The sequence below is a fragment of the Solidesulfovibrio sp. DCME genome (assembly GCF_049995385.1).
GTDB lineage: Bacteria > Desulfobacterota > Desulfovibrionia > Desulfovibrionales > Desulfovibrionaceae > Solidesulfovibrio.
Window position 1 is genome coordinate 3,159,938 of the sequence record NZ_CP188261.1, and the last position, 24,230, is coordinate 3,184,167.

Annotated in this window: 22 protein-coding genes; 10 read left to right on the forward strand and 12 right to left on the reverse strand. The window is 68.5% G+C overall.

The annotated features are described in order from the left end of the window. Positions 1–39: 39 nt before the first annotated feature. Positions 40–1,401 (reverse strand): sigma-54-dependent transcriptional regulator, encoded by a 1,362-nt coding sequence (locus ACP59X_RS13935; protein WP_428559334.1) that lies wholly within the window; start codon positions 1,399–1,401, stop codon positions 40–42. Further along, positions 1,376–3,184: an ATP-binding protein gene (locus ACP59X_RS13940; RefSeq protein ID WP_428559337.1), complete on the reverse strand. Its 1,809-nt coding sequence runs from the start codon at positions 3,182–3,184 to the stop codon at positions 1,376–1,378. The genes ACP59X_RS13935 and ACP59X_RS13940 overlap by 26 nt, the downstream gene beginning before the upstream one ends. A 338-nt stretch (positions 3,185–3,522) precedes the next feature. Between ACP59X_RS13940 and ACP59X_RS13945 the strand changes: the two genes are divergently transcribed. The 4 genes from ACP59X_RS13945 (at position 3,523) to ACP59X_RS13960 (ending at position 8,075) form a co-directional block, all read left to right on the forward strand. Then, positions 3,523–4,005: a Fe-S-containing protein gene (locus ACP59X_RS13945; RefSeq protein WP_428559339.1), complete on the forward strand. Its 483-nt coding sequence runs from the start codon at positions 3,523–3,525 to the stop codon at positions 4,003–4,005. A gap of 27 nt (positions 4,006–4,032) precedes the next feature. Continuing rightward, on the forward strand, positions 4,033–5,196 hold the full coding sequence (locus ACP59X_RS13950) for an ABC transporter permease (protein WP_428559342.1): 1,164 nt from the start codon (positions 4,033–4,035) through the stop codon (positions 5,194–5,196). Between the two features lie 22 nt (positions 5,197–5,218). Further along, positions 5,219–5,899, forward strand: a complete 681-nt coding sequence (locus ACP59X_RS13955) for an ABC transporter ATP-binding protein (protein ID WP_428559344.1) — start codon at positions 5,219–5,221, stop codon at positions 5,897–5,899. A gap of 112 nt (positions 5,900–6,011) precedes the next feature. Continuing rightward, a complete protein-coding gene (locus tag ACP59X_RS13960; RefSeq protein ID WP_428559347.1) occupies positions 6,012–8,075 on the forward strand; it encodes a HAMP domain-containing methyl-accepting chemotaxis protein in 2,064 nt (687 codons plus the stop codon). Here the strand turns inward: ACP59X_RS13960 and ACP59X_RS13965 are convergent. The 8 genes from ACP59X_RS13965 to ACP59X_RS14000 form a co-directional block, all read right to left on the reverse strand. After that, positions 8,072–9,019 carry an Lcl C-terminal domain-containing protein gene (locus ACP59X_RS13965; protein ID WP_428569904.1) on the reverse strand — a complete coding sequence of 316 codons (948 nt, stop codon included), beginning with the start codon at positions 9,017–9,019 and terminating at the stop codon, positions 8,072–8,074. The two genes, ACP59X_RS13960 and ACP59X_RS13965, sit on opposite strands and share 4 nt — an antisense overlap. Before the next feature lie 240 nt (positions 9,020–9,259). Then, on the reverse strand, positions 9,260–9,736 hold the full coding sequence (locus ACP59X_RS13970; RefSeq protein WP_428559349.1) for a C-GCAxxG-C-C family protein: 477 nt from the start codon (positions 9,734–9,736) through the stop codon (positions 9,260–9,262). A gap of 165 nt (positions 9,737–9,901) precedes the next feature. Continuing rightward, positions 9,902–10,153 carry a FeoA family protein gene (locus ACP59X_RS13975; protein WP_428559351.1) on the reverse strand — a complete coding sequence of 84 codons (252 nt, stop codon included), beginning with the start codon at positions 10,151–10,153 and terminating at the stop codon, positions 9,902–9,904. A gap of 250 nt (positions 10,154–10,403) precedes the next feature. Then, positions 10,404–10,655, reverse strand: coding sequence for a FeoA family protein (locus tag ACP59X_RS13980; RefSeq protein ID WP_428559353.1), 252 nt, complete (start codon positions 10,653–10,655; stop codon positions 10,404–10,406). A gap of 81 nt (positions 10,656–10,736) precedes the next feature. Beyond that, positions 10,737–11,411: a molybdate ABC transporter permease subunit gene (locus ACP59X_RS13985; RefSeq protein ID WP_428569907.1), complete on the reverse strand. Its 675-nt coding sequence runs from the start codon at positions 11,409–11,411 to the stop codon at positions 10,737–10,739. An 18-nt stretch (positions 11,412–11,429) separates the two neighbouring features. Then, on the reverse strand, positions 11,430–12,149 hold the full coding sequence (modA, locus tag ACP59X_RS13990) for a molybdate ABC transporter substrate-binding protein (protein WP_428559355.1): 720 nt from the start codon (positions 12,147–12,149) through the stop codon (positions 11,430–11,432). After that, positions 12,131–12,901: an ATP-binding cassette domain-containing protein gene (locus tag ACP59X_RS13995; protein WP_428559357.1), complete on the reverse strand. Its 771-nt coding sequence runs from the start codon at positions 12,899–12,901 to the stop codon at positions 12,131–12,133. Before ACP59X_RS13995 ends, modA (ACP59X_RS13990) begins: the two co-directional genes overlap by 19 nt. A 3-nt stretch (positions 12,902–12,904) precedes the next feature. Further along, positions 12,905–13,615: an alpha/beta fold hydrolase gene (locus ACP59X_RS14000; protein WP_428559359.1), complete on the reverse strand. Its 711-nt coding sequence runs from the start codon at positions 13,613–13,615 to the stop codon at positions 12,905–12,907. A gap of 290 nt (positions 13,616–13,905) precedes the next feature. Here ACP59X_RS14000 and ACP59X_RS14005 point away from each other — a divergent pair, with 290 nt between their 5' ends. Beyond that, a complete protein-coding gene (locus tag ACP59X_RS14005; protein ID WP_428559362.1) occupies positions 13,906–15,087 on the forward strand; it encodes a TOBE domain-containing protein in 1,182 nt (393 codons plus the stop codon). A gap of 163 nt (positions 15,088–15,250) precedes the next feature. Here the strand turns inward: ACP59X_RS14005 and ACP59X_RS14010 are convergent, their stop codons facing one another. Then, entirely contained in the window at positions 15,251–16,597 is a 1,347-nt protein-coding gene (locus tag ACP59X_RS14010; RefSeq protein WP_428559364.1) for a TrpB-like pyridoxal phosphate-dependent enzyme, read from the reverse strand. 522 nt (positions 16,598–17,119) lie between these two features. Here ACP59X_RS14010 and ACP59X_RS14015 point away from each other — a divergent pair. After that, positions 17,120–18,571, forward strand: coding sequence for an outer membrane homotrimeric porin (locus tag ACP59X_RS14015; RefSeq protein ID WP_428559366.1), 1,452 nt, complete (start codon positions 17,120–17,122; stop codon positions 18,569–18,571). Positions 18,572–18,690: 119 nt separating this feature from the next. Further along, positions 18,691–19,437, forward strand: a complete 747-nt coding sequence (gene modA, locus ACP59X_RS14020; RefSeq protein ID WP_428559369.1) for a molybdate ABC transporter substrate-binding protein — start codon at positions 18,691–18,693, stop codon at positions 19,435–19,437. 6 nt (positions 19,438–19,443) lie between these two features. Here the strand turns inward: modA (ACP59X_RS14020) and ACP59X_RS14025 are convergent, their stop codons facing one another. Beyond that, the gene (locus ACP59X_RS14025; protein ID WP_428559371.1) at positions 19,444–19,794 is read right to left on the reverse strand and encodes a cupin domain-containing protein; all 351 of its coding nucleotides are present in this window, start codon (positions 19,792–19,794) and stop codon (positions 19,444–19,446) included. A gap of 283 nt (positions 19,795–20,077) precedes the next feature. On the opposite strand from ACP59X_RS14025, the gene ACP59X_RS14030 reads away from it, so the two are divergent. The 3 genes from ACP59X_RS14030 to ACP59X_RS14040 all read left to right on the forward strand — a co-directional run bounded on the left by ACP59X_RS14030 (position 20,078) and on the right by ACP59X_RS14040 (position 23,903). After that, on the forward strand, positions 20,078–20,974 hold the full coding sequence (locus ACP59X_RS14030) for a hypothetical protein (protein WP_428559373.1): 897 nt from the start codon (positions 20,078–20,080) through the stop codon (positions 20,972–20,974). After that, positions 20,971–22,479 (forward strand): carboxypeptidase M32, encoded by a 1,509-nt coding sequence (locus ACP59X_RS14035; RefSeq protein ID WP_428559375.1) that lies wholly within the window; start codon positions 20,971–20,973, stop codon positions 22,477–22,479. The genes ACP59X_RS14030 and ACP59X_RS14035 overlap by 4 nt, the downstream gene beginning before the upstream one ends. Before the next feature lie 329 nt (positions 22,480–22,808). Then, positions 22,809–23,903: a D-alanyl-D-alanine carboxypeptidase family protein gene (locus tag ACP59X_RS14040; protein WP_428559377.1), complete on the forward strand. Its 1,095-nt coding sequence runs from the start codon at positions 22,809–22,811 to the stop codon at positions 23,901–23,903. The last annotated feature ends 327 nt before the right edge of the window (positions 23,904–24,230 follow it).

Below are 24,230 nucleotides of genomic sequence, written 5' to 3' on the forward strand. Positions count from 1 at the left end.
AGTCCGCGGGGCGCGACGGGCAACCGGCTGCCAAAGCCGCTATTCCTCGCCGTACTTCTTGAGTTTTTTGTGCAGCGTCGCCCGGGTGATGCCAAGCACCCGGGCCGCCTCGCTCTTGTTGCCGCCACAGGAGGCCAGCGTGGCCAGGATGACCTCGCGCTCCACGTCGTCCAGGGGCCGCCCGGCCAGCCCCGTCGCCCCCCCGGCCTCCGCCGGCCCCTCGACCGGATGGCCGCCCTCGCACAAGGGCAATTCGCGCTCGGTGACGTATTCCCCCACCGACAGGATCACGGCCCGTTCCACGGCGTTTTCCAGCTCGCGCACGTTGCCGGGCCAGGGGCAGCGCACCAGGTGGTCCATGGCCGAGGGCGTGAACCCCTTGATGCGCTTGCGGTTTTTTTCGGCGAAGCGCAGCAGGAAATGCTGGGCCAGAAGCGGGATGTCCTCGCAGCGCTCGCGCAGGGGCGGCACGGGCACGGACACGACATTGAGGCGGTAGTAGAGGTCTTCGCGAAAGCGCCCGGCCTCGACCTCCTTTTTGAGGTCGCGGTTGGTGGCGGCCAGGATGCGCACGTCCACGCCGATGGGCCGGTCGCCACCCACGCGCTGGATCTCGCGCTCCTGGATGACGCGCAGCAGCTTGGCCTGGACGGGCTGGGCGATCTCGCCGATCTCGTCGAGGAAGATCGAGCCCTTGTCCGCGGCCATGAACCGCCCCTCGCGGCGCTTCTCCGCCCCGGTAAACGCCCCCTTCTCGTGGCCGAACAGCTCGGATTCGAGCAGGGTTTCGCTCAAGGCGGCGCAGTTGACGGCCACCAGCGACCCCCCGGCCCGGGCGCTGCCGGCGTGGATGGCCCGGGCCACGAGTTCCTTGCCCGTACCGGACTCGCCCGTGACCAGCACCGTGGCCTCGGTGGGCGCGACCATGCCGATGAGGGTAAAAAGCTCGCGCATGGCCTTGCTCGCCCCGATGATCTCCGGCCCGGCCACGCCCGTGGCCAGCTTGCGGCGCAGCGTCTCGTTCTCGGCGGCCAGGCGCATGTGGTCCAACGCCCGGTCCAGGGTCAGGCGCAGCACGTCGAGGTCGAGCGGCTTGGTCAGGTAGTCGTAGGCCCCGGTCTTGAGCGCGGAGACGGCCGTTTCCACCGACGAATAGGCCGTCATGATGATGACCGGCACGGCCGGGTTGTATTCCCGGATGCGCGAAAGCGCCTCCATGCCGCCCATGCCGGCCATGCGCACGTCGAGCAGCACCGCGTCGTAGGCCTTACCGCGCACCATGGCCACGGCCTGTTCGCCGTCCGTCGCCCCTTCCGGCAGGTAGCCCCAGCCGGAAAGCACCGTGCGCAACATGGACAGGTGCCCGGCGTCGTCGTCAACCACGAGTATTTTCGCCCGCATCCTTTGCTCCGTTGCCGCCCTGCCCTGCCGTGGCGGGCAGGAAGACCGTGGCCAGGGTGCCGCCTTGCGGCCGGGCGGCCAGCACGATCTCCCCGCCATGGGCCACGACGATCTTGTGGGCGATGGGCAGCCCCAGGCCCGTGCCCCGGGCCTTGGTGGTGAAATAGGGATCGAAGATCCGGTCCCGGTCGGCGGCAGCGATGCCGCCGCCGTCGTCGGCCACGGACACGAAGGCCCGGCCGTCCGGGGCGATGCCCGTGGCCAGGGCCATGACGCCACCGGCCTCCATGGCCTGGATGGCGTTTAAGCACAGGTTGAGCAGGGCCTGGACCAGCCGGTCGGGATCGGCCGCCACTTCCGGCCCGTCCGTGACCCCGGACAGGTCCACGGCCACATTCCTGGCCACGGCGTCGGGCCGGGTCAGGCGGGCGGCGTGGCCGGCCAGGTCGGACAGAAGCACGGGCCGGCGTTCCAGGTCCGAGGGCCGGGCGAATTCGATCAGTTCCGAGATGACGCGATTGAGGCGGTCCACCTCGCGCACCATCACGTCGGCGGCCTGCCGGTCCTCGCTGCCCGGGGCGAACTTGGCCCCGAAATAGGCGGCGTAGCCCCGGATGGAGCTCAGCGGGTTGCGGATCTCGTGGGCCACGCCGGCGGCCAGGTTGCCCACGGCCGCGAGCTTTTCGCGCCGCCGGACCTCGGCCTCCAGCCGGCGCACCTCGCGCAGGTCGCGCAGCACGACCAGGGAGCCGACGGAGGTGCCCTCCTCCGTGGTCACCGAGGAGACCGACACGGCCAGCGGGGCGGGCCGGCCGCCGCCAAGGCCCAGGTCCATCTCGCGCTCGCCGCCCCAGGCCTCGGCCAGCAGGCCCGGCGGCAGCACCGCCTCCACGGGCCGGCCGGCCAGCCCCCCCGGGGCCACGCCGGCCAGGGCCTCGGCCGCGCCGTTGGCCATAGCCACCGTGCCGGCCGGGTCCACGAGCAAAAGCCCCGCCGGCATGGCCGCCACCACTTCCGAGGCCAGGGCCGTGGTATGGCGCAGGGCCCTTTTCTGGGCCCGGTAGCTTTGGGCCCAGAAAAGGGCCAGCACGCCGCCAAGCCCCAGCACCAGCAGCACGGCCGCCGTGGTCAAGGTGTTTTGCAGGTCGGCCCGCCGGGCGGCCTCGATGGGGGCCACGTCGAGGCCGACGAAGATGTCCAGGGGCACCCCGCGCAGGTCCCGGCGCTGGCCCGGCGTGTCGCAGTCCTCGGCGCAGAAAAAGGAGCGCTCCTGGACCGGCGGGTGCATGCGCGGCCCATGAGGGCCGCGCCGGCCGGCCGAAGGCACGAAGCGCCGGTAGACGAGGAACGATTGCCGCCCGGTTCCCTCTTCCGTGGCCAGCCGCCACTTTTCGGCGTTGTCGGGACCGAGGGCGGCCATTTCGCCTGCGGTGAACAGCTCCTGGCCGATGCGGGAGGGATCGTTGTGGGCCACGATTTTCCCGTCGGCGTCGGTGACGGCCAGATAGAAGATGCCGGGCTGGTTGGCCATTTCCTCCAGCAGATGCTGGAGGCGGACCTCGGCGCCGAAGCCGCCGCGCATGCCGGTGCGCGTGCCGGCCTCGAAGGCCTTGATGAGCGCCGCGCCCTTTTCCAGCAAAAGCTGCGTCATGTATTGCTTTTCCCGGCCCAGGTCGATGACGGCCATGGCCACCACCACCGCCGCCAGGATGCCGGCCGCGCCGATGACGAGCAGGGGCGAGGACGCCCCGCCAAAGGGATTTTTGTGGCGAAAGAAACGCATATCCGTGCCCATGGGTTCGCGGCCATGTCTGTTTTCGAGACACGTCCGTCTATTATTTATACGCCTCGAAAGGGCACCTGTCCAGAAACGCGACGCCAGCGGGGGGACAGGCCCGGCCAGGCCGGAAGCCTGGCCGGTGAATGCATGGCCCGTTCCAGGGCCTGGGGCCGGGCCGGCTGGGGGAGGCAGCCCGGCCCTGGGTCCTGGCCCCTTGACGTTGGCATCAGGATTGCTATCTCCTGGCAAAATTCACACCAAACTGGTCATATTTAACAGGCCCGGCCAGGCGTCATCGCGTACGGCCCCGCCGCAACCCCCCAGCCAAAGGAAGAACCCGCATGCGCCATCCCGTCCGCGCCCGTTTTCTCGCCCCGGCCCTCGTGGCCGCCTGCCTCGGCCTGGCCGCGCTTTGCAGCCTGCCCGACCCGGCAAGCGCCCTGCTCGGCATCTTTTCCGACACCAAGACCCTTTCGCCCCAGGGCGACGCGGTCACGATACCCCTGGCCGACGTGTCCGACGGCAAGGCCCATTTCTACGCCGTGACGGCCGGGGGCAAGGAAGTGCGCTTTTTCGCCGTCAAAAGCGCCGACGGCAAGGTGCGCACGGCCTTCGACGCCTGCGACGTCTGTTTCCCCGAGAAAAAGGGCTACCGCCAGGAAGGGGAGTTCATGGTCTGCGTCAACTGCGGCCGCCGTTTCCATGGCAGCAAGGTCGGCGAGGTCCACGGCGGCTGCAATCCCGCCCCCCTGGCCGCGGAAGTGACCGGCGACAGCCTGCGGGTGCCCATGGCCGCCCTGACGGCCGGCGCGTCGTATTTTTAACGGCCCGCCCGCCCCAAGGAGCCGCCCTTGAACATCCTGACCATTCCCCTGCGCAACCTGCGCCGCAAGCTGCCGCGCACCCTGCTCATGGTGGCGGTTTTCTCCATCGGCGTGGCCTCGGTGACGGCCCTGCTCGAGCTGTCCAAGGCCGTGGGCGCGAGCCTGGAGGAAAAGCTGGCCGCCTACGGGGCCAACATCCTGGTGAGCCCCAAAACCGAGACCCTGTCCGTCAGCTACGGCGGCCTGGCCCTGGCCGACGTGTCCGTGGACATCCGCTCCCTCAAGGAAGCCGCAACCCTGGCCGCCATCCGCGGCATCCACCACAAGGACCGCTTAAGCGCCGTGGCCCCGAAATTCGCCCTGCTCACCACGGTGGGCGACACGCCCGTGGGCGTGATCGGCGTGGATTTCGACCAGGAGATGCGCATCAAGAGCTACTGGCACGAAACGGCCGGCCGGCTCACCCCCGGCGAGGGGGAGCTTGTGGCCGGATCCCAGGCGGCGGCTGGCCTGGGCCTTGGGCCCGGCGACACGGTCACCATCAAGGGGCAGCCGTTTACCGTGGCCGGGGTGCTCGGCGAGACGGGCTCGGGCGACGACGGCGTGCTTTTCACCGACATCCACGCCCTGCAACGGGCGGCCGGCCAGCCGGACCGCGTCCATTTCGTGGAAGTGGCCGCCTTGTGCTCCGGCTGCCCCATCGAGGACATCACGGCCCAAATCGCGGCCAGCCTGCCCGGCACGGACGTCAAGGCCATGGGGCAGGTGGTCAAAAGCCGCATGATGACGGTGGATTTCGTCAAACGCCTGGCCTTGGCCGTCTCGGGGGTCATCCTGCTGACGGCCTGCGTCATGATCGGGCTGTCGGTTTTCTCCTCGGTCAACGAGCGCAAAAACGAGATCGGCTTGCTGCGGGCCCTGGGCTATTCCAAGGGCGCGGTCTTCACGCTCATGAGCCTGGAGGGGGTGTTGCTGGGGCTTTGCGCGGCCGTCGTCGGCCAGGCGGCGGGGTTTGCCGCCAGTTTCAGGCTCATGGCCCTGCTCGACCTCGGCGGCGCGGCGGTGGTGTTCGAGCCCGGCCAATTCGCGGCCCTTTTTGCGGCCGTGACCCTGCTTTCGGCCCTGGCCTCGCTGCCGCCGGCCCTTTCGGCGGCGCGCATCGAGCCGTCCCAGGCCCTGGTCATGCTCTAACCCGCCGGAACAAGGAGCCCTCATGCCCCTGTTGATCGCCGAGAATGTCGTCAAAGCCTATGCCGGTGCGCCCGAGGCGCCGCCGGTGCTGCGCGGGGTGTCCCTGGCCATCGCGGCGGGCGAGTTCGCCTGTGTCGTCGGCCGCTCGGGCTCGGGCAAGTCCACCCTGCTCAACATCCTGTCGAGCCTGCTGCACCCGGACGCCGGCAGCGTCCGCTACAAGGGCCGGGACCTGGCCGCCATGGGCGAACGGGAACGCAACCGGCTGCGGGCCACGGATTTCTCCATGGTCTTCCAGATGCACCACTTGCTGCCCTACCTGACCGTACGCGAAAACGTGCTGACCCCGTTTCTTTCCAGCCTGCGGCCGGTGTCCGCCGCGCGCAAGCGCCACGCCCTGGACTGCCTGGCCAAGGTCGGGCTGGCCGACAAGGCCGACCGGCTGCCCGGGGCCCTTTCCGGCGGGGAGCGCCAACGCGTGGCCATCGCCCGGGGGCTGGTCACGGAGCCGGCCATCCTTTTCGCCGACGAGCCCACGGGCAGCCTGGACGGCGACACCGGCGGGCAGATCATGGACATCCTCACGGCCCTCAACGCCGAGGGGCTCACCGTGGTCATGGTCACCCACGAACGGGCCTATGCCGCCATGGCTTCCCGGATCATCGCCATCCGCGACGGCCGGCTTGCCCGGGAGGCGGCCTGACCAGCCCGGCCACACAAGAGCCATTTGACAAAGGCCCTAGCGCCCCCGTAGGGATTTTCCGTATTGTAAGAGACGCAACTGCGGTACAATCCTGAGCCTGAGGGGTACGAAGATGGGCAATCTGAAGCTGGGCGTCAAACTGGTCGGTGGGTTCCTCGTCTGCGCCGCCATCACCCTGATCGTAGGGCTTGTGGGCCTAGGCGGCCTGTCGAGTGTCTCGCGGGAACTCACCACGGTCACGGACGTCACCATGCCCGCCGTGCGCGACTTGCAATCGATCAAGATCGCCGGGGAATCCGTCCGCGTGGCCCAGCGCTCGCTGCTCATCCCCGGGCTCGACCCCAAGGACCGGGCCCGGCAGTTCGACAACATCGCCAACTTGCGGGGCGCTTACCGCAAGGCCTGGGACGAATACGACGCCTTGCCCAAGACCGCCCAGGCCGAGCGGCTGTGGCGGGAATTCGGCCCGGCCTGGCAGGAATGGGTCAAAATCAACAACGAAACGTTCGACCTGGCTCGCGAGTGGGACAAATCGGACATCGACGATCCCGACGCCCTGGCCACCAAGCTCGCGCAGTATCGGGGCGACCACTACAAACTATTAAGCGATGTCGATGCCCTGATCCTCTATGGCGCCCCCCTGGCCGGCGGCGACGACCCGGCCAAGTGCTCGTTCGGCCAGTGGCTCGACACCGAGGGCCGCGATATCGCCAACCCGGTCTTCAAAAAGACCCTGGCGGATATCCGGACCATCCACGACCGGCTGCACCAGGCCGTGGGCAAGATCAAGGAGCTTGTCGCCAAAAACGCCCCGCGCGAGGAACTCGCAAACATCCTGCGCGCGGACGTCGCCCCGGCCGTGGCGGCCACCATCGGCCATTTCGCCACGCTGTCGGAAGAAGTGGCCCGGGTGTCGGCCGTCTGTTCCAAGATGCGCCAGGTGGCCATGGTCACGGTGCGCGACAAGCAGATCCGCTGCTTCGACCTGCTGGACCGGCTCATGGCCGAATCCCAGGAAGCGGCCCGCCAGGCCAAGGCCGACGGCGAGGACGCCGCCCGGCGCGCCTCGGTCATGTCCGTTACCGGCATCGGCGTGGGCGTGGCCCTGGCCGTGCTGCTGGGCGTTTTTATCTCGCGCATGATCACCAAGCCGGTGCTGCTGGGCGTGCGGGCCACCGAGGGCCTGGCCGCCGGCGACCTCAACCAGCGCATCGAGCTCGACCAGAAAGACGAGATCGGGGCGCTGGCCGCGGCGCTGCGCCACATGATCGCCAAGCTGCGCGAAGTGGTGGGCCAGGTCCAATCCGGGGCGGAAAACGTGGCCTCGGGCTCGGAGGAGCTCTCGGCCACCACCCAGAGCCTGTCCCAGGGGGCCACGGAACAGGCGGCCAGCGTCGAGGAAATCTCCTCCTCCATGGAGCAGATGACCGCCAACATCCGCCAGAACGCCGACAACGCCAAGCAGACCGAACAGATCGCCCTGGCCACGGCCCGGGACGCCCAGGACGGCGGCAAGGCCGTGGCCCAGACCGTCACGGCCATGAAGCAGATCGCCGAGAAAATCGGCATCATCGAGGAAATCGCCCGCCAGACCAACCTGCTGGCCTTAAACGCCGCCATCGAGGCGGCCCGGGCCGGCGAGCACGGCAAGGGCTTCGCCGTGGTGGCCGCCGAGGTGCGCAAACTGGCCGAACGCAGCGGCAACGCCGCCGGCGAGATCAGCGAGCTGTCCTCCTCGAGCGTGGACATCGCCGAAAAGGCCGGCGACCTCCTGGCCAGGATCGTGCCCGACATCCAGCGCACGGCCGAACTCATCCAGGAGATCACGGCTTCGAGCGTGGAGCAAAACGCCGGTGCCGAGCAGGTCAACCGGGCCATCCAGCAACTCGACCAGGTCGTCCAGCAAAACGCCTCGGCCTCCGAGGAAATGGCCTCCACGGCCGAGGAACTCTCGAGCCAAGCCCTGCAACTCCAGGAGACGGTTTCCTACTTCCAGCTCGACGCCATGTCCGCGCGGCCCCGCACCGTGCCGCCAAAGGCCCTGGCCGCCGGAAAACGGCCGGCCAAGGCGGCGAAACCGGCCAGGCCGGCCGCCAGGCCGCACCAGCCGGCCCGAAGCGGCCTCAACCTGAACCTGGCCGCCGAGTCCTCGGACGACGATTTCGAGCGGTTCTAGGCCAGGGGGCCGCGCACGGGCCAGGCCAGGAATTCCGGCCCGCTCTTGACGCCCACGCCCACGGCGCCCTTGCGCAGGTACAGGGCGTGGGCCCAGGCAGGGTCGAAAGCGCTGGTGGTGGACGACCAATAGGCCTCGCCAAGGGCCGTGAAGGGATGGCCGGCGGGCAGGGCCGGATCGGCCATGGAGGCGTCCACCAGGGATTCCAGTTCGTTGATGTCGGGCAACCGCCAACCGCCGCCCGCAGAGCGCCCGGCCGCTTCCAGCGCCGCCTCCCAGCCGACCGGGCCAGCGGCGGCATCGGCGTGGCCGGCCCAGACCAGGCCGGTCAGCCGGTCGAGGACCCCCGGCCCCCCGCCGGGTGCGGGCGCAAAACGCGGGACGGGCCAGGCCCGGCCCGATTGCCACTGCCCATCCTGCCCCGTGGCCGAGCAGGCCCGCTCGCGTCCGGCCGCGTCAAAGCACGTCACCTGGCCGGTGCGGGGCAACAGGCACGTCCCGGCCACGGGCCAGCACAGGCAGTCCTGGTCCTTGCGGCCGTAAAACATCCGCCCGCCTTCGAAATGCACGTACCAGGCATAGGCCGGGGCGGGCGCGGCCGTGGTGGACGTCCAGTGCCAACCGGCGAAGACGTTTTGAAAGGGGTGGCCCTGCGGCAGCGACGGCCGGGCCTGGCCGTAGGAGACGAGGCTGCGCAGTTCCCGGCGGTTGGGCAGCCGCCAGTCGGTGCGGCCGCAAGAGCCCTGGCCGGCCAGGCCGGCGGCAAAAGCCAGGGCCTCGGCCCAGGGCATGGGAAACCCGGCCAGCCCGGCATCCACGGGCCAGACAAGCCCCGTGGCCCGATCGGAGACGAGGCCGCGGCCAGCGGCGACGAACCGCGCGGCCAGGCTGTCGGCGGGATGGGGAAAGGCGCCGTCCTGGCCACTGCCCGGGCAGGGAACCAGCCGGCCGGCCGCGTCGTGGCAGCGCGTCTAGTCCGTTGGCGGCACAGGCGGCATGGTGTCAGGCATCGTGTCTGCCCTCCGGCCCGGACGTCTGAGATCTGGGGCAGGCCCACCCTTGCGATGTCAGGCCCGCGTCCCCCTCTCCGACGCGTCCTCCCGTGCCGGGCCGCAGCCTGTGCCCTGCCCGCCCTCGCGGCCATCCCGGGACACCGTCAGGCCGCCAGCCCAGCCGCGGCGGCGTCACGGCGCGGTGCGGTCGCAGGCCGGGCACAGGCCGGCCTCCACGGCGATGTCCCTGGCCAGGCTGGCCACGTCGCGCACCAGCGGCAAGCAGACCCTGTGGAAGCGGTCCTCGCGCACGGCCTGTTCCAGCCCCTGTGGCGTGGTCGGGTCGAGGCCGAGGAGGTCGCGGCAGACCAGCGCCCCGTGCCGCTCGATGAAACGGTCGTAAAAATAACGGACCCGGGCATAGGTGGCCGCCTTGGCCGCCGCACCGCCCGATCCGCCCCCCCCGCCGCACAGCCCCAGAACCAAGACCGCCCCGGACACCGCGCCGCAGGTTCCCCCACGGGCCATGCCCAGGCCGAAGCCCGTACCCAGCCGGGCAGCCAGTTCCTCACCCAGGCCCAAGGGACCGCAAAAGCCCAGCAGCACCGCTTGGCAGCAATTATAGCCCTCGGTGAAACAACGGGCCGCCCGCTCCACGATATCCAACATGGGACACCTCCCGGAACGACCGTGTTTTTCGTGACACTTCAGGAATATTATACAGAACAATACGGGCCCGCAGCAAGGGGAAAGGCCGCCGGCAAACCAAAACCCCCGGCCCCTGTCACAGGGCCGGGGGCTGCAATCAAGGGAGCCTATCGAGATGGTACGGCGTCAAACCGGCATGACCACGATGTGGTCGGCCTCGTTGTTGCGAAGGGTCAACGTGAAATCCCGCAGGCGCAGGGCCACGGGGTCCTTGAGCGGCGCCCGGCCGACCACGGCGACTTCCGTGCCCGGCACCAGGCCCATGTCCCGCAGCCGCCGGCCCAGTTCGCCGGCCGCCTCCACCCGGCAGATCCGGGCCCGCTGCCCGACTTGCAAGCGACGAAGGCCAAAACATGCCTGATCCGATGGCTGATTCATGCCTGCTCCTGCACGGCGAAGGTCCGCTGTGCCCTGCCATGCGCCCGCTTGGGCGCGGATGATGGGGAGGTGCCCGGTGGCGGCGGCTGCCGCCTGGCAACCGGCCAACGCCGCTGCCCTGGCCGAGGCTTGACCCGGTCGGCGGCCTGGCCTGGCGACCCTACGGAAATACGATCGAATTTTTCAAGGAAAAACAATTATTCTGGGGTGTTGAACCTGGACAAGCCACTCTTTTTTCCAGGACGCGGCACTAGGCCACCTGGCAGGCGGCGGCGTCCAGACGGCCCATGACCTTCTCGGCCAGGCCGTGGCCGATGGAAAAGCACGAACCCCTGGCCCGCAGACAGACCGGCCCGCCACAACAGGCCGTGATCTCCACCACGGTTCCAGGGGTGATGCCCATGGCACAAAGCCGGCCCCTGGCCTTGGGGCAATCGCACAACGTTTCGACACGCACACGGCTACCGGGAGGGAAATGGGTCAGGCTTTCGAGGGGGGCCATGGGCTGCGCTCCTTGCATGGCCTCTTGGGTAACTACATTGAGAATGATTGTCAAGCTCCCTCTCGACGAAACCGTCACGCCTTAACCACTTCCCGTGCGCTTGAGCGCGAACACCAGGGCCAGGGACACCATGGCCAAAAGCCCGGAAAGCAGGCCGGCCCGCTGGAAATCGCCTGTAAAGACGGCATTGTAGATTTCAAGGGACACGGTGTTGGTGCGGCCGATGATGTCGCCGCCCAGAAGCAGGCTCACGCCCACTTCGCCCAGCGCCCGGCCCGTGGCCAGAAACAGGCCGGCGGCGATGCTTTTTTTGCAGTGCGGCATGACCACGCGCACGAAAGTGGTCAGGGGCGGCTTGCCGAGCACGGCCGAAAGCTCGACCAGGCGCATGAGGTCACCGCGCACGGCCGCTTGGATCGGGCGCACCATCAACGGTATGCCGGCCGTGACCGAGGCCAGGGCCAGCCCCGGAAAGCTAAAGACGATCTGCAGGCCGAAAAAGCGTTGGAGGTAGACGCCCAAAATCCCCTCGCGCCCAAGCAACAGCAGCAGGAAAAAGCCCACGGCCATGGGCGGCAACACCAGGGGCAGGGAAATCAGAAAATCCAGGGCAGCCACCAGCCGGCCGCGCCCCCGGCCGAGCAGGTAGCCCAGGGGCACGCCCAACAGGAAAAAACAGGGAATCGCGACGGCCATGACCTGAAGCGTCAGGGTGACGGAGAAGACGACACCCGGGTCGGTGGCCGCCGCGAGCAGGCTTGCGTCGGGCAAGGGCTACATCCCGTTTTTGACGGCAATGGCCTTGGCCGCGTCCGTGGCCAGGAAGGCGGCGAACTTCCCCGCCGCCGCGGCATGGGGCGCGTCGGCCAGGGGCTGGGCCACGATCTCGATGGGCGCGTACAGGGCCGGATCGACTTCCAGGTAGCCGCCTATCTTGTCGCCGAGGGTCATGACATCGGTGCGGTTGACGAAGCCCGCGTCCACCTCACCGCTGACGACGTAGGTGGTGACCTGCGGCACGGTGGCCACGACCAGCAGCTTGTCGGCCACGGCCTTGGTCAGGCCGGCTTTCTCCAGGTACTGCGTGGCGGCCTTGCCGTAGATGGCCTTTTGCGGATCGGGCATGGCCAGGCGCTTGACCTCGGGTTTGGCCACATCGGCCGGGGCGGCCAGGGTTTTGCCCTTGGGCCAGGCCACGACCAGGATGCCCTTGCCGATGGGGGCGGTGCCGCTGAAGGCCAGGCCCATGGTATCCAGGAAGCCCTTCTCGCCGACGATGACGTCGATGACGCCGCCGGCCTTGGCCTGGGTGGCCACCTGGCCCATGTTGCCGAAGGACAATTCGGTCTTGACGCCGCTTTGTTTCTCGAAGGCGGCGGCCAGGTCGGTGACGAGCTTTTTGTAGCCGGCGCCGGCGGCCACGAGCAGGTTGTCGGCCAGGGCGTTGCCGGTCAGGCACAGGACCAGGGCCAGGGTCAAAACGATGCGTCGCATGGGCGTTCCTCCGTGGGGATGTTTCGCGGCGGCCGGACCGTCGCCTCGGCCGGGGGCGATTCCTCGAAGCGGGCGAGCAGGGCCTGGCGTTCCTGGCGGTAGAGGGCCAGTTGCCGGGCGAACCAGTCCGGATCGATCCGTCCGCGGTTGATGGTCACGACCCGGTCGCCGAGCAGCGCCGCCTCGGCCAGGTCGTGGGTCACATGCACGATGGGGATGGCGAAGCGGGCCCGCACGCCGAGCAGCGCCTCGCGCAGGGTGGCCCGGGTGGCGGCGTCCAGGGCGGAAAAGGGCTCGTCGAGCAGCAGCGCCTTGGGCCGGCGGGCCAAGGCCTGGCACAACGCCCCGCGCTGGCGCTCGCCGCCGGACATGCCCCCCGGCCGGCTGCCGGCCAGGTGGGCGATGCCGAACAGCTCGAGCAACTGGCCGGCAAAGGCGGCGTCCCTTGTGGCGTAGGCCACGTTGTCGGCCAGGGTCATGTGGGGAAACAGCGAGTATTCCTGGAAGACCAGGCCCACGCCCCGCTTTCGGGCCGGCACGCGCACGCCGGCGGCCACGTCGCGCCAGACCTCGCCGTCCAGGGCGATGCGGCCGGCGTCGGGTTCGTCCAGGCCGGCCAGCAGGCGCAACACCGTGGTCTTGCCCGAGCCCGACGGCCCGGTCACGGCCAGGATCGTGCCCGGCGGACAGGCCAGCTCCACGTCGAGGCCGAAATGCGGGAGCTTTTTGACCAGCCGGGCGGCGAGCGTCATGTCCTACGACGCCCCGTTTTCCGCGATGGCGGCCAGCAGCCGGGCCACGTCCACGGGCACGGTGATCTGCGGGCAGTGGCCGGTGCGCAGCTCGTGCATGGCAAAGCCCAGCCCCCGGGCGCGTTCGGCCATGGCCGCGAGCATCGGGTTGGGGTTGTCCAGGCAGCGCACGTAATGGCGTTTGGCCGGCAGGACGAGCTCCCCGTCCGGCACCGCATCGGTGAAGGCGGCCATGGGGAACGGGGCCAGGCGCGACATGAACCAGTCCTCGTCCGGGGCGCCGGCCACGCCGAACATGGCCGCCGGCCAGGGGGAAACCAGGCCGCCATCCAGGCGCCGCGCCTCGAGCATGGCCCGGAAGGGCTCGCCGCCGAGGTCGGCGAAGGAGGCGCCGGGCTTGGGGATGATGCCTTCCAGGGAGACGAAGGCCGCCAGCCGGGGCAACAGCCCGGGCATGGCCGCAGCGCAGACGATGCCCGAATAGCTGTGGGCGACGAGGATGACCTGGCCGAGGTCGAAAAGCTCCAGATAGGCCGTCAATTCCCGGACGTAGTCGGCCAGGCCCATGTCCTTGGCCTTGGCGCCACGGTGGTGGCCGCAACCGGAAAACGTGGGGGCATGGGCCGCGTGGCCCAGGGAAAACAGGGCGGCGGCCGTGTTCCGAAAGACCCAGCCGCCCTGAAACGCGCCGTGCACGCAGACAAATGTCGCCATGCTCGCAAACCTCCTTGGCTCCGGTCGCCGCATTTCCGCCGGCCGGGATGCCGCAGGCTACAACAATCGGAAAAAAAAGCCAGTACCGCCGGGATTGGAATTCTTGATCAGGGGGAAATGGCCGGATTTTAGAATCACGAGAATTAAAAAACGCGTGACAATAACTGCAGTGTTCGCTTATCGGCTTGATTTTTGGCGCGAGACATCTCGGTATCACGCCAGATATACTATTCGTGATACACTCATTCTGTTCTTTACAACACAAGCATACTTCGCTATCGATCCTTAGCATGAGTACCTCCGAAGACAACATCCTGGAAAGGCTCGCCCGCTTCGACACACCGGCCTTGGAACGGCTCATCGAGCAGGCCGAGGCCCTGCTGGCCCAGAAGGGTGACCGCGCCCCCAGGCGGCACCATCCCGGCGGCGGGCCGTGCCAGGCGGCGCTTTTCAAGGTGCCGCGCGACATCCGCTACCTGGACGGCGAGCAGATCGACAGGTTAAGCGCCGCCTTCGACGGCTGGCGCGACGCCGCCCGCACCGCGCCCATCCGCCGGGCCCGGGAACGCATGCGCTTGGTCTTCCAGATGTTGCGCCACAGCGGCGGCAAGCTCGGCGAGGTGCTGGCGCTCAATGAAAACACGGACATCGACATGGGCCAGTCCATGGTGACCCTGGGCGGCGGCAAGCCCGACGAGGTCGCCCGGCGGGTGATCGTGCCCAAACCGTTTCTCGAGGAAGTGCGCCGGTTCGCGGCAAGCCCGGCCAACCGGCACGTGCGCGGGGAGCTTTTCAAGCTCGACCCGGGCTTCGTGCGCCGCAAGCTCTACGAGCAGGCGGTCAAGGCCGGCTTGCCGCCCGGCCGCGTCAGCCCCACGTCGCTACGCCATTCCCGGGCCGTGGAACTGTTGCGCGGCGGCGTGCCCCTGCCCGTGGTCCAGGTCATGCTCGGCCACTCGAGCCTGGTGCTCACCTCCATCTACTGCTCCTTTTCCGAACAGGACTGCCAGCGCATCCTCAACCACTGTGTCACCAAGGAGAGCCGTATGAAGACCAGCGCCCGCAACACCTTTTTCGGCACCGTCAACAGCGTGCGCAAAAGTCCCCTGCTCACCGAGATTTCCCTGGCCGTGCAAAACGGCTTCGAAGTCGTGGCCGTCATCACCAACGAGAGCTTCGAGCGCCTGGGCCTGACCGAAGGCGGCCAGGTGACGGCCCTGGTCAAGGCGCCCTGGGTCCTTCTGGGCAAGGACGAGTTCAAGGCCCGCACCAGCGCCCGCAACTGTTTCCCCGGCCGGGTGACCGGCATCCGGGGCGATGGCGTGGCCGTGGAGATCATGGGCATGCTCGATGGCGGCACGCCCATGTGCGCGCTCATCACCGCCGAATCCGTGGAAAGCCTGGACATCAAGGAAGGCGACACGGTCTGGTTTTTCTTCAAGGCCTTCAGCGTCATCCTCAGCACCGACTAGCCGGCGCAGAACAGACGGCCATGCCCGCCCGCCTCGGCGGCCCAAACGCCGGCGGCCCGGCCAGGAATCCTGGTCGGGCCGCCGGTCTTTGTTGTGCTGTCGCCGGCCATGGCCGGCCGTGCTTCTCCCAGACAGCGCCCCTGGCGCCGTCTGCGGGGAAGGCCTAGGCGTCGATATCGGGGCAGGCCTTGAGGGCCTCGGTGATGTGGGCCTCGGGATAGGCGAAGTCCGTGAGCTTGCCCTGGAGGAAGGCGTCGTAGGAAGCCAGGTCGAGCAGGCCGTGGCCGGAGTAGAGAAAGACCACGTTTTCCCCGGGCTTGGCCTGTTTGGCCGTCTCGATGGCCGCCTTGATGGCATGGGAGGTCTCGGGCGCCGGCAGGTAGCCCTCGGTGCGCAAAAACAGCCGGGCCGCCTCGAAGCACTCGGTCTGGAAATAGGCCGTGGACTCCACGATGCCTTCGTTGGCCAGGTTGCACACGATGGGCGCCCCGCCGTGGTAGCGCAGCCCGCCGGCGTGGATGGGCGCCGGCATGAAGGCGTGGCCCAGGGTGTGCATCTTGAGCAGCGGCGTGAGCTTGGCCACGTCGCCGTAGTCGTAGCGGAACTGGCCGCGGGTGAGCGTCGGGCAGGCCTTGGGCTCCACGGCGATGAAGCGGATCCGCTCGCCGGAAAGCTTTCGCGGCAGAAACGGCAGGACCAGCCCGGCGAAGTTGCTGCCGCCGCCCACGCAGCCCACGAGATAGTCCGGCTTCTCGCCCAGGATGGCCAGCTGCTTTTCCACTTCCAGGCCGACCACGGTCTGGTGCAGGAGCACGTGGTTGAGCACGCTGCCCAGGGCGTACTTGGTGTCGTCGTGGGTGGCGGCGTCCTCCACGGCCTCGGAGATGGCCAGCCCCAGCGAGCCGGAGCAGTCGGGGTCGGCGGCCAGGACGGCCCGGCCGGTCCGGGTGTTGTCCGAGGGCGAGGGGAAGATCTCGCCGCCGTAGGCATTGATCAGGATGCGGCGGTAGGGCTTCTGGTTGAAGCTCACCTTGACCATGTAGACCGTGCAGTCCAGGCCCAGCTGGGAGCAGGCGAAGGACAGGGCCGTGCCCCACTGGCCGGCCCCGGTCTCGGTGGCGATGCGGCGCACGCCCTCGAGCTTGTTGTAGTAGGCCTGGGGCACGGCGGTATTGGGCTTGTGGGAGCCGGCCGGCGAGACGGATTCGTTTTTATAGAAGATCTTGCATTTGACGCCCAGCGCCTCCTCCAGCCGCTTGGCCCGCACCAGCGGCGTGGGGCGAAAGAGCCGGTAGATGTCCAGGACAGGCTCGGGGATGTCGATCCAGCGCTGGGGCGAGAGTTCCTGCTCGATGACGGCCTTGGGAAAAATGACCTCAAGCTGCTCCGGATTCAGGGGCTTCTGGGTCTGGGGGTCCAGGGGCGGGGCCAGGGGGGTCGGCAGGTCGGGCAGGGCGTTGTACCACTGCCGGGGCATCTCCGCCTCGGGAAGATTGATTTTCAACTCCATGCGCTTCTCCGGCTTGTGACGTTGTCCCGGCCGCTTGCCGGCATTGCCGGCGGCGGCCAAGCCCCTGCTTCAACCACGGGGCGTGGCGCCTGTCAACACCGTCACGTTTCCCAGGGGAACCACAGACCAGGGCCGGCGCAACCTGTCACGCCGAGACGCGGCAGGAAAATGCGCCGGCCAGCCAAGTTCCAGACTGTTACGACTTTATGACTGCGCAGAAAACGATGCGGCAGTACCATCTCGATCCGTTTTCGCTGTCTTCAAAAAACAGATATCGACAAAGTCACGATTCGCGAGACACATCTCGCCAGAGAACACAGCATGAGGTCACGTAAAACAACAAAGCCGTGACCACAATTATCGATTTACTTCTCTGTTGATTTCTGACATTCCCATCATGTTTCAACGTGCGCATCGCGCCAGTGAAGACATCGCTTTGCCGCTTCCCCTGTATTGCCGGCCAATGTCGATAGTGTAGCAACCTTGTAACGGAAACACACTTCCATCAAGACGGGAGAAGCCATGAAACGCCTTATGCCGCTTTTGCTGCTGTGCCTGCTTCTGGCCTGCGCAGCCACGGCCCAAGGAGCGACCGAGGTCAGGATGGCCGGCGATTTCCGCGCCTACGGCGTCTTTTTCGAGAACCACAACTGGACCAGTTGGAACGCCACCGGCAGCCAGACCGAGGAAACCTTCGAGACCTGGCAGCGCTGGCGCCTGCGCACGGACTTCGTGGCCAACGAGGCGGTCAAATTCCGCCTGGGCACCCGGGTCAACGACACGCCCTGGGGTTACGGCACCTACACCGCGGCCAACCCGGCGGTGGCCATCGAGGTCTACCAAGCCTACCTCGCCTTCAAATGGCCGGGCTGTGACGTGGACATCACCGCCGGCCTCCAGCCCTTTTCCATGCCCGAATCGCCCCTCTTCTACGATTCGCCGGTGTTCGCCACCAAAGGGGGCGCCGGAGACGGCGCGACCAACTCCTTTGCCGGATTCGTGGTCAGAACCCCCCTCGTTGCGGGCACCCTCGACACCATGTTCGGCTTCGCCCGGCTCGTCGACGTCAACCGCACCTACGACCCCACCACCACCCAGGTCGGCGACGAGCTGGACACCTATTTCCTGACCCTGCCGATCACCTTAAACGGCTTCAAGTTCACCCCCTGGGGCCTGGCCGCGGTCATGGGCAAGGCCAGCGCCTCGGCGGTGACCTCCATCCGCAATGGCATGGTGTCCGGCGGCTCCTTCGTGGGCACGGGCTTTGTCAACAACCAGAACGCCTACTGGTGGGGCGGCGCGTCCGCGACCGTAACCGCCGCCGACCCGCTCAAATTCTACGCCGACCTGATGTATGGCCAGGGCGCCGCCAACGACCGGGAACGCAACCGCCGCCAGGGCTGGTTCGTGGACGCCGGCCTCGAATACACCGGCCTGGACTGGGGCACGCCCCAGGCCGGTTTCTGGTGGAGCACCGGCGAGGATTCGAGCCTCAACAACGGGTCGCAACGCATTCCCTCCATCCAGAACTACTTTGGCCTCGGCAACACCTTCCTCAATTCCACCGGCCAGGAACTCTCGAAAAACAACATGAACGTCAATTCCATCGGCGCCTGGGGATTGACGGGCTCCATCAAGAACATCAGCTTCCTCGAGCGCCTCAGCCACCGCCTCACCTTCACCGCCACCTGGGGCAACAACTCCCCGGCCGGCCTGCGCAAGGCCGTCGCCGCCTCGGGCGGCAACGGCAAATACCTCACCATGGGCAACGACCTGGCCATCGGCGAATCCGTCCTCGGCGCCAACTGCGACTCCAAGTACATGCTCTACGAGAACCTGGCCTTTATCGTGGAAACCGGCTGGGCCCATTACAACAATCCCAACGGCAGCATCTGGAACTCCTCCACACGCCGCTTCACGGCCATGGTCCACGACGCCTGGATGGCCTCCTTCGGCTTCAAATACACGTTCTAGCCACCCGGCCAAAACGCAAGGGCCGGCGGGGGAAGCCTCCCGTCGGCCCTTTTTTTCGGCGCCCGCTTGGGCTATGGATGTTCCATCGAACACAACACCCCCCACGCAGGAGGCTTGGCATGAAACGATTGGGCGCGGCCCTGTTGCTGGTCCTGGCCCTGGCCCCGGCGGCCCTGGCCGGCGAGGTCACGGTTTTTGCCGCCGCAAGCCTCACCAACGCCATCGAGGCCCTGCGCGCCCCCTTCGAACGCGGCCATCCGGGCCTGATCCTCGTACCGGCCTTCGCCGCCTCGGGCACGCTGCTCCAGAAAATGACCAACGGCCAGCCCTGCGACGTGTTCATCAGCGCCGATGCCGCCACCATGGACGCGGCCGCCGACCGGCGGCGCATCGACCCCAAAACCCGGCGGACCGTGGCCGGCAACCGGCTGGTCCTGGCCGTGCCGGCCGGCAACCCGGCCGGGGTGACCGGGCTCGATTCCCTCTCGCGCGGCGGCGTGCGGCGCATCGGCGTCGGCAACCCCGAATCCGTGCCGGCCGGGCGCTACGCCAAACGGACGCTGCAGGACAAGGCCCTGTGGTTCGCCCTGACCTCCAAGCTCGTCTACTACCCGTCCGTGCGCCACGTGCTGGCGGCCCTGTCGGGCCGGGAAATCGACGCCGGCTTCGTCTACGCCACCGACGCGGCCATCGCCGGCGACACCGTGGCCACGGCCGCCGTGGTGCCGACCACGCCGCCCGTGGCCTACCCCGGGGCCATTGCCGCGGACGCCCTCAACCCCGTCGGCGGGGCGGCCTTTCTCGATTTCCTGGCCACGCCCGAGGCCCGCGAAACCTTCGCCCGGTTCGGCTTCACCACGCCCTAAGGCCGATCAGAGTTCCGGGGCGAAGCCCGGCACCAGGCAAAGGAAGACCAGCGGTTCGTCACCGGTATTTTCCATGCCGTGCGGCGCATCGGCCGGCACGTACACGACCCGGCCGGGCTCCAAGGCCGACCAGTCCTCGCCGATGCGGATGCGGCCGGTCCCGGCGTGGATGAACTGCTCGTGCTCCCAGGGATGCTGGTGCAGCGGGATCACCCCGCCGGGCGCGACCTCGATGACGCGCATGCAGAAATTGTCGGCCCCGTCGGCCTTGCCGATGACCACCCGGCCGGTGACGCCGCGCATGGTGGCGGACGTCAGTTCCCTGGCCGGGGCGTCGCGATAGTCGATGTTTTTCATGGGCAACACTCCTTTGCGCCGCCGGCCTGGCCAATGGACCGCGGGACCGGTTGTGGCCGGGTCGCCGCCGTGTCCGGCGCACACCCGGGCCACCGGCGACGGCGACGCGCCCCTGTCCGGGTTGCGGTCGGTTTACCGCCGAGCCTGGCGCACATCCCGTCTACGCCGCCCAGCCTATGGGGTAAAGCCGATGGGCCGGCGACTGCCTGGCGCCGCAACCCTTCCCTTTCGCACCGGCTTTGGCTACCATAGCGGATCGCCCGCATCGCGCCCGGAGTTTTCCATGCCCTCCATGTGCTTCCGTCTCGCCCCGGTCCTGTGTCTCGCCCTGGCCCTGTCCGCCTGTGCCCCCGCCAACAAGGCCGCCGCGCCGACGGGTACGGCCAAGTCCGCGAAAAACACCGCCCCGGCCCAGTCCACCGCCCCCAAGACCGCGCCGAACCAAGGCAAAAACGGTTTCCGCGTGGTCATGGGCAAGCCGTTGCCCGAGGACGCCGCCGGCCGGCCGGCCGCCACGCCGGCCCAGGTGGCCGCTGCGCCCCAGGCCGCGACGCCAGCCCCGGCCGCCCCGTCCATCCAGGACCAGGTCCCGGCCCCGTTTCTGGCCACGGCCGCAACGCCAGCACCGGCCGTCCCGGACCGCACGCCCGCCCCGCTGGCGGCTCCGGGCGCCGCCCCGGCCACGGCAATGGGGCCGACACCGGACCAGGCCGCCGGCCTGGCCACGCCCGGCCTGGCCCCCCCGGGCTTCGGGGGGCTCAAGTGGGGCGATGCGGCCCACACGTTTCCGGGGCTGGCCCTGCACGAGACGGACAAGGCCGCCGGCGTGACCACCTGCATCTGGCCCCAGGGACCCAAGGACATCTTCGGCGCGCCCATCCGCGAGGCCTACTACGAATTCCACAAGGACCGCTTCTACCACGTCTGGATCGAGTTCGACGGCCTGGCCGCCTACAAGACGGCCCTGGAAGGCCTGGTGCGCGCCTATGGCCCGCCGACCCAGGAAAACGCCGAGAAATACTACCACGCCTGGAACCTGGGCGACGTCAACGTCTACTGCGCCTACCACCCCACGGAAAACGACGGCGACGTCAGCTACTTCTATCAGCCCATCTACGAACCCATGATGGCCGCGCGCAAGGCGCAGGCCAAACCCGCACCCCGGAGCAGGAAGCCATGACCGCACGGCAAGCCTATGACAGCCTCGTTGCCCACGGCCGGGAAAGCGCCGACATCGGCGCGGCCCTCGGCCTTCTTTCCTGGGACCAGCAGGTCATGCTGCCCGCGGCCGCCCATCCCGGCCGGGCCGCCCAGATCGGGGCGCTGACCGCCATCCTGCACCGCCGGGCCACGGACCCGCGTGTGGGCGACTGGCTGGCCGCCTGCGAAGGCTCGGAACTGGCCCGGGAACCGGGCTCGCCCGAGGCGGCCAACATCCGCGAATGGCGGCGCGATTTCGACCTGGCCGTGAAGATCCCCGAGGACCTGGCCGTGGCCCTGGCCCGGGCGGCCAGCGCCGGCCAGCGGGCCTGGGAGCTTGCCCGCAAGGACAACGATTTCAAGGCTTTCTCGCCACACCTTCAAGAACTGCTTGAACTTTCCAGGCGCAAGGCCGAGGCCATCGGCTATGCCGGCGAAGCCTACGACGCCCTGCTCGACGGCTACGAGCCCGGCGAGACGGCGGCCAGCCTGGCCCCCATCCTGGCCGAGCTGCGCGACGCGACCAAAGCCCTCCTGACAGCCGTGAAGGACGCCCCCGCGCCGAAGCCCCTGCCGGCCGGCCCCTATCCCCTGACCGCCCAGCAGGCCTTCGTCACCGACATCACGCGCCTTTTGGGCCTGCCCCCGGAGGCCTCGCGCCTGGACGTCTCGGCCCATCCCTTTTCCACGCTGATCGGCCCGGACGATGCCCGCATCACCGTGCGCTACGACGAAGCCGACTGGACCAAGGCCCTGTTCGGGGCGGTCCACGAAACCGGCCACGCCCTCTACAGCCTCGGCCACGACACCGGCGACGCCCGCCACGGCACGCCCATGGGCGAATTCGCTTCCCTGGGCGTGCACGAATCCCAGTCGCGGCTGTGGGAAAACCAGGTGGCCCGCTCCCTGCCCTTCTGGGAGCACGTGCTGCCCCTGGCCGCCGCCCGGTTCCCGGAACTGGCCGCCCGCACTCCCGAGGAGCTTTTCGCGGCCGTGGGCGCCATCCGGCCGGGGCTGATCCGGGTGGATGCCGACGAGACGACCTACAACCCGCACATCGTGCTGCGCTTCGAGCTGGAGCTGGCCCTGGTGCGCGGCGACCTGGCCGTGGCCGACCTGCCCGGGGCCTGGAACGAAAAATCCCGGGAGATCCTCGGGCTCGCGGCGCCACGCGACGCCGAGGGCTGCCTCCAGGACGTGCACTGGTCCATGGGCGCCTTCGGCTATTTCCCCACTTACAGCCTGGGCAACGTCTACGCCGCCTGCCTGTTCGAGGCGGCCCGGGCCGCCCTGCCTGACCTGGACACGGCCATGGCCGGCGGCGATTTCCGGCCCCTGCTGGCCTGGCTTCGGGCCAACATCCACGAGAAGGGGCGGCTTTTGCGCCCGCGCGACCTGATCACGGCGGCCACGGGCAAAGCGCCCACGGCCGGCCCGCTCATCCGCCATTTGCAGGCCAAGGCCCAGGCCGTCTACGGCCTCTAGGGTCGCCCCCGGCCGACGCCCGGTGCCGTTGGATTACGGAATTGTCGGCATCCGTCGCGGCGTTTCCCCTTGCCCTGCAAGATGTTTAAGATTATCAACCGCCTCGTTTGACAATTGCAAACAGCACCCGGACACGGCCGCCACGGCCGTGTCCGGGCCTGCCCACCAGCCGGCATGACCCTCTCTTTTTCCCGTACGATCCTGGGTTGTTGCCTTGCGGCCCAAAAATGGTTTCCGGGCCGTGGCATGGATCATGCTGCCTGTGGGGGCCGTCGGGGGACGGCTTGGACTCGGGGGTTTCGTTTCACTTTCTTAAACGGGGAGAGCTCATGCGACGCGTTTTGTTCCTCGCCATCGTGTTGTGCCTGATCGGTCCGAAAACGGCATTGCCGGCCAAAAACCCGGGCAAGCTGGCCGTCAAGGCCGCCATGGTCACGGAATACGGCTCGGGCCGGGTCCTTTTCACCCAGGACCCGGACAAACGCATCGCCCCGGCCTCCATCACCAAGGTCATGACCATGTACCTGGTCTTCGACCTGGTTTCCTCGGGCAAGGCCAGCTTCGCCGACAAGGTCCGGGTCAGCCGCCGGGCCGACGTCACGGGCGGTTCCACCATGAACCTGCGCACCGGCGAAGTCGTCAGCCTCGACGAACTCATGCGCGGCATGGCCGTGGCCTCGGGCAACGACGCCGCCGTGGCCGTGGCCGAGCATTTCGGCGGCGTGCCGGCCTGGGTCGAGCGCATGAACCGCAAGGCCCGGGAACTGGGCATGACCGCCACCACCTTCAAGACCCCCAACGGCCTGCCCGCCCCCGGCCAGCTGACCACAGCCCGGGACCTCATGAAACTGGCCGTAAGCTACCTGCGCCACTATCCCCAGTCCCTGCGCTACCACTCGGCCACCGAGATCAACCACTGCGGCGCGGTCCACGGCAACACCAACCGGCTGCTCGGCACCTGCGAGGGCGTCGACGGCCTCAAGACCGGCTACGTCGGCTCCAGCGGCTACAACATCATCGCCACGGCCAAGCGCGGCGACACCCGCGTCATCGCCGTCATCCTGGGCGGGCGCTCCAAGCAGGTGCGCAACCGCGAAACCGAACGCATCCTCAACGCCTCCTTCTCCGGCGCCGTCAGCACCATGCTGGCCGCAACCGACGGGCCCGGCCAGGACGACGAACCGGCCGCCCCGGTAAAAATCAAGCGTTCCCGCGCCGGCCGCCACGCCAAGGCCCTGCGCGTGGCCGAGGCCGACCACGGCCGGGCCAAGATCGGCGCCAAGCGCGGCGCTTCGGCCCGCCTCGACGCTCACGACGGGAGCGTCAAAAAGACCCGCCACAAGGCGTCGGCGACCAAGGCGACCAAGGCCGCCTCCCCGGCCAAAGCCAAGAAACACAAGAAAAGCGGCACCTCCAGCCGCTGAGCGCCGCCCGGCCTGGCACCGTCCCCCTTTCCCAGCAACTTGGCCGCTGCCCGTCGCCTGCGGGAAGCGGCCCGCGCCCTGCGCTACGCCACTGCGGCGTCTGCCATGCCTTCTCTCCGACGCTTCGGGAGCGAGGCCCGATCCCTGCGCTGTGTCTGGCCGGCGGCCGGCCCGCCTTCAGTCCGGTATCTCGGGCATAGCGGCCCGCAGCATCGGTAGTCCTCGTCTGTTGCGCGGCGCAAGGCCCGTTCATGGCCAACGGTAAAACGCGCCTCAGGCAACGCAAGAGCCGGCCAGCCGCCACAGGTCACATGCCCACGGCAAATC

What these genes read in the sequence shown, in the direction of transcription:
- ACP59X_RS13995 (WP_428559357.1), bottom strand. Translation starts at nt 12,901, where the DNA reads ATGACGCTCGCCGCCCGGCTGGTCAAAAAGCTCCCGCATTTCGGCCTC.
- modA (WP_428559369.1), top strand. Translation starts at nt 18,691, where the DNA reads ATGAAACGATTGGGCGCGGCCCTGTTGCTGGTCCTGGCCCTGGCCCCG.
- ACP59X_RS14035 (WP_428559375.1), top strand. Translation starts at nt 20,971, where the DNA reads ATGACCGCACGGCAAGCCTATGACAGCCTCGTTGCCCACGGCCGGGAA.
- ACP59X_RS13955 (WP_428559344.1), top strand. Translation starts at nt 5,219, where the DNA reads ATGCCCCTGTTGATCGCCGAGAATGTCGTCAAAGCCTATGCCGGTGCG.
- ACP59X_RS14030 (WP_428559373.1), top strand. Translation starts at nt 20,078, where the DNA reads ATGCCCTCCATGTGCTTCCGTCTCGCCCCGGTCCTGTGTCTCGCCCTG.
- ACP59X_RS13960 (WP_428559347.1), top strand. Translation starts at nt 6,012, where the DNA reads ATGGGCAATCTGAAGCTGGGCGTCAAACTGGTCGGTGGGTTCCTCGTC.
- ACP59X_RS14015 (WP_428559366.1), top strand. Translation starts at nt 17,120, where the DNA reads ATGAAACGCCTTATGCCGCTTTTGCTGCTGTGCCTGCTTCTGGCCTGC.
- modA (WP_428559355.1), bottom strand. Translation starts at nt 12,149, where the DNA reads ATGCGACGCATCGTTTTGACCCTGGCCCTGGTCCTGTGCCTGACCGGC.
- ACP59X_RS14040 (WP_428559377.1), top strand. Translation starts at nt 22,809, where the DNA reads ATGCGACGCGTTTTGTTCCTCGCCATCGTGTTGTGCCTGATCGGTCCG.
- ACP59X_RS14010 (WP_428559364.1), bottom strand. Translation starts at nt 16,597, where the DNA reads ATGGAGTTGAAAATCAATCTTCCCGAGGCGGAGATGCCCCGGCAGTGG.
- ACP59X_RS13935 (WP_428559334.1), bottom strand. Translation starts at nt 1,401, where the DNA reads ATGCGGGCGAAAATACTCGTGGTTGACGACGACGCCGGGCACCTGTCC.
- ACP59X_RS13980 (WP_428559353.1), bottom strand. Translation starts at nt 10,655, where the DNA reads ATGGCCCCCCTCGAAAGCCTGACCCATTTCCCTCCCGGTAGCCGTGTG.
- ACP59X_RS14025 (WP_428559371.1), bottom strand. Translation starts at nt 19,794, where the DNA reads ATGAAAAACATCGACTATCGCGACGCCCCGGCCAGGGAACTGACGTCC.
- ACP59X_RS14000 (WP_428559359.1), bottom strand. Translation starts at nt 13,615, where the DNA reads ATGGCGACATTTGTCTGCGTGCACGGCGCGTTTCAGGGCGGCTGGGTC.
- ACP59X_RS13975 (WP_428559351.1), bottom strand. Translation starts at nt 10,153, where the DNA reads ATGAATCAGCCATCGGATCAGGCATGTTTTGGCCTTCGTCGCTTGCAA.
- ACP59X_RS14005 (WP_428559362.1), top strand. Translation starts at nt 13,906, where the DNA reads ATGAGTACCTCCGAAGACAACATCCTGGAAAGGCTCGCCCGCTTCGAC.
- ACP59X_RS13945 (WP_428559339.1), top strand. Translation starts at nt 3,523, where the DNA reads ATGCGCCATCCCGTCCGCGCCCGTTTTCTCGCCCCGGCCCTCGTGGCC.
- ACP59X_RS13970 (WP_428559349.1), bottom strand. Translation starts at nt 9,736, where the DNA reads ATGTTGGATATCGTGGAGCGGGCGGCCCGTTGTTTCACCGAGGGCTAT.
- ACP59X_RS13940 (WP_428559337.1), bottom strand. Translation starts at nt 3,184, where the DNA reads ATGCGTTTCTTTCGCCACAAAAATCCCTTTGGCGGGGCGTCCTCGCCC.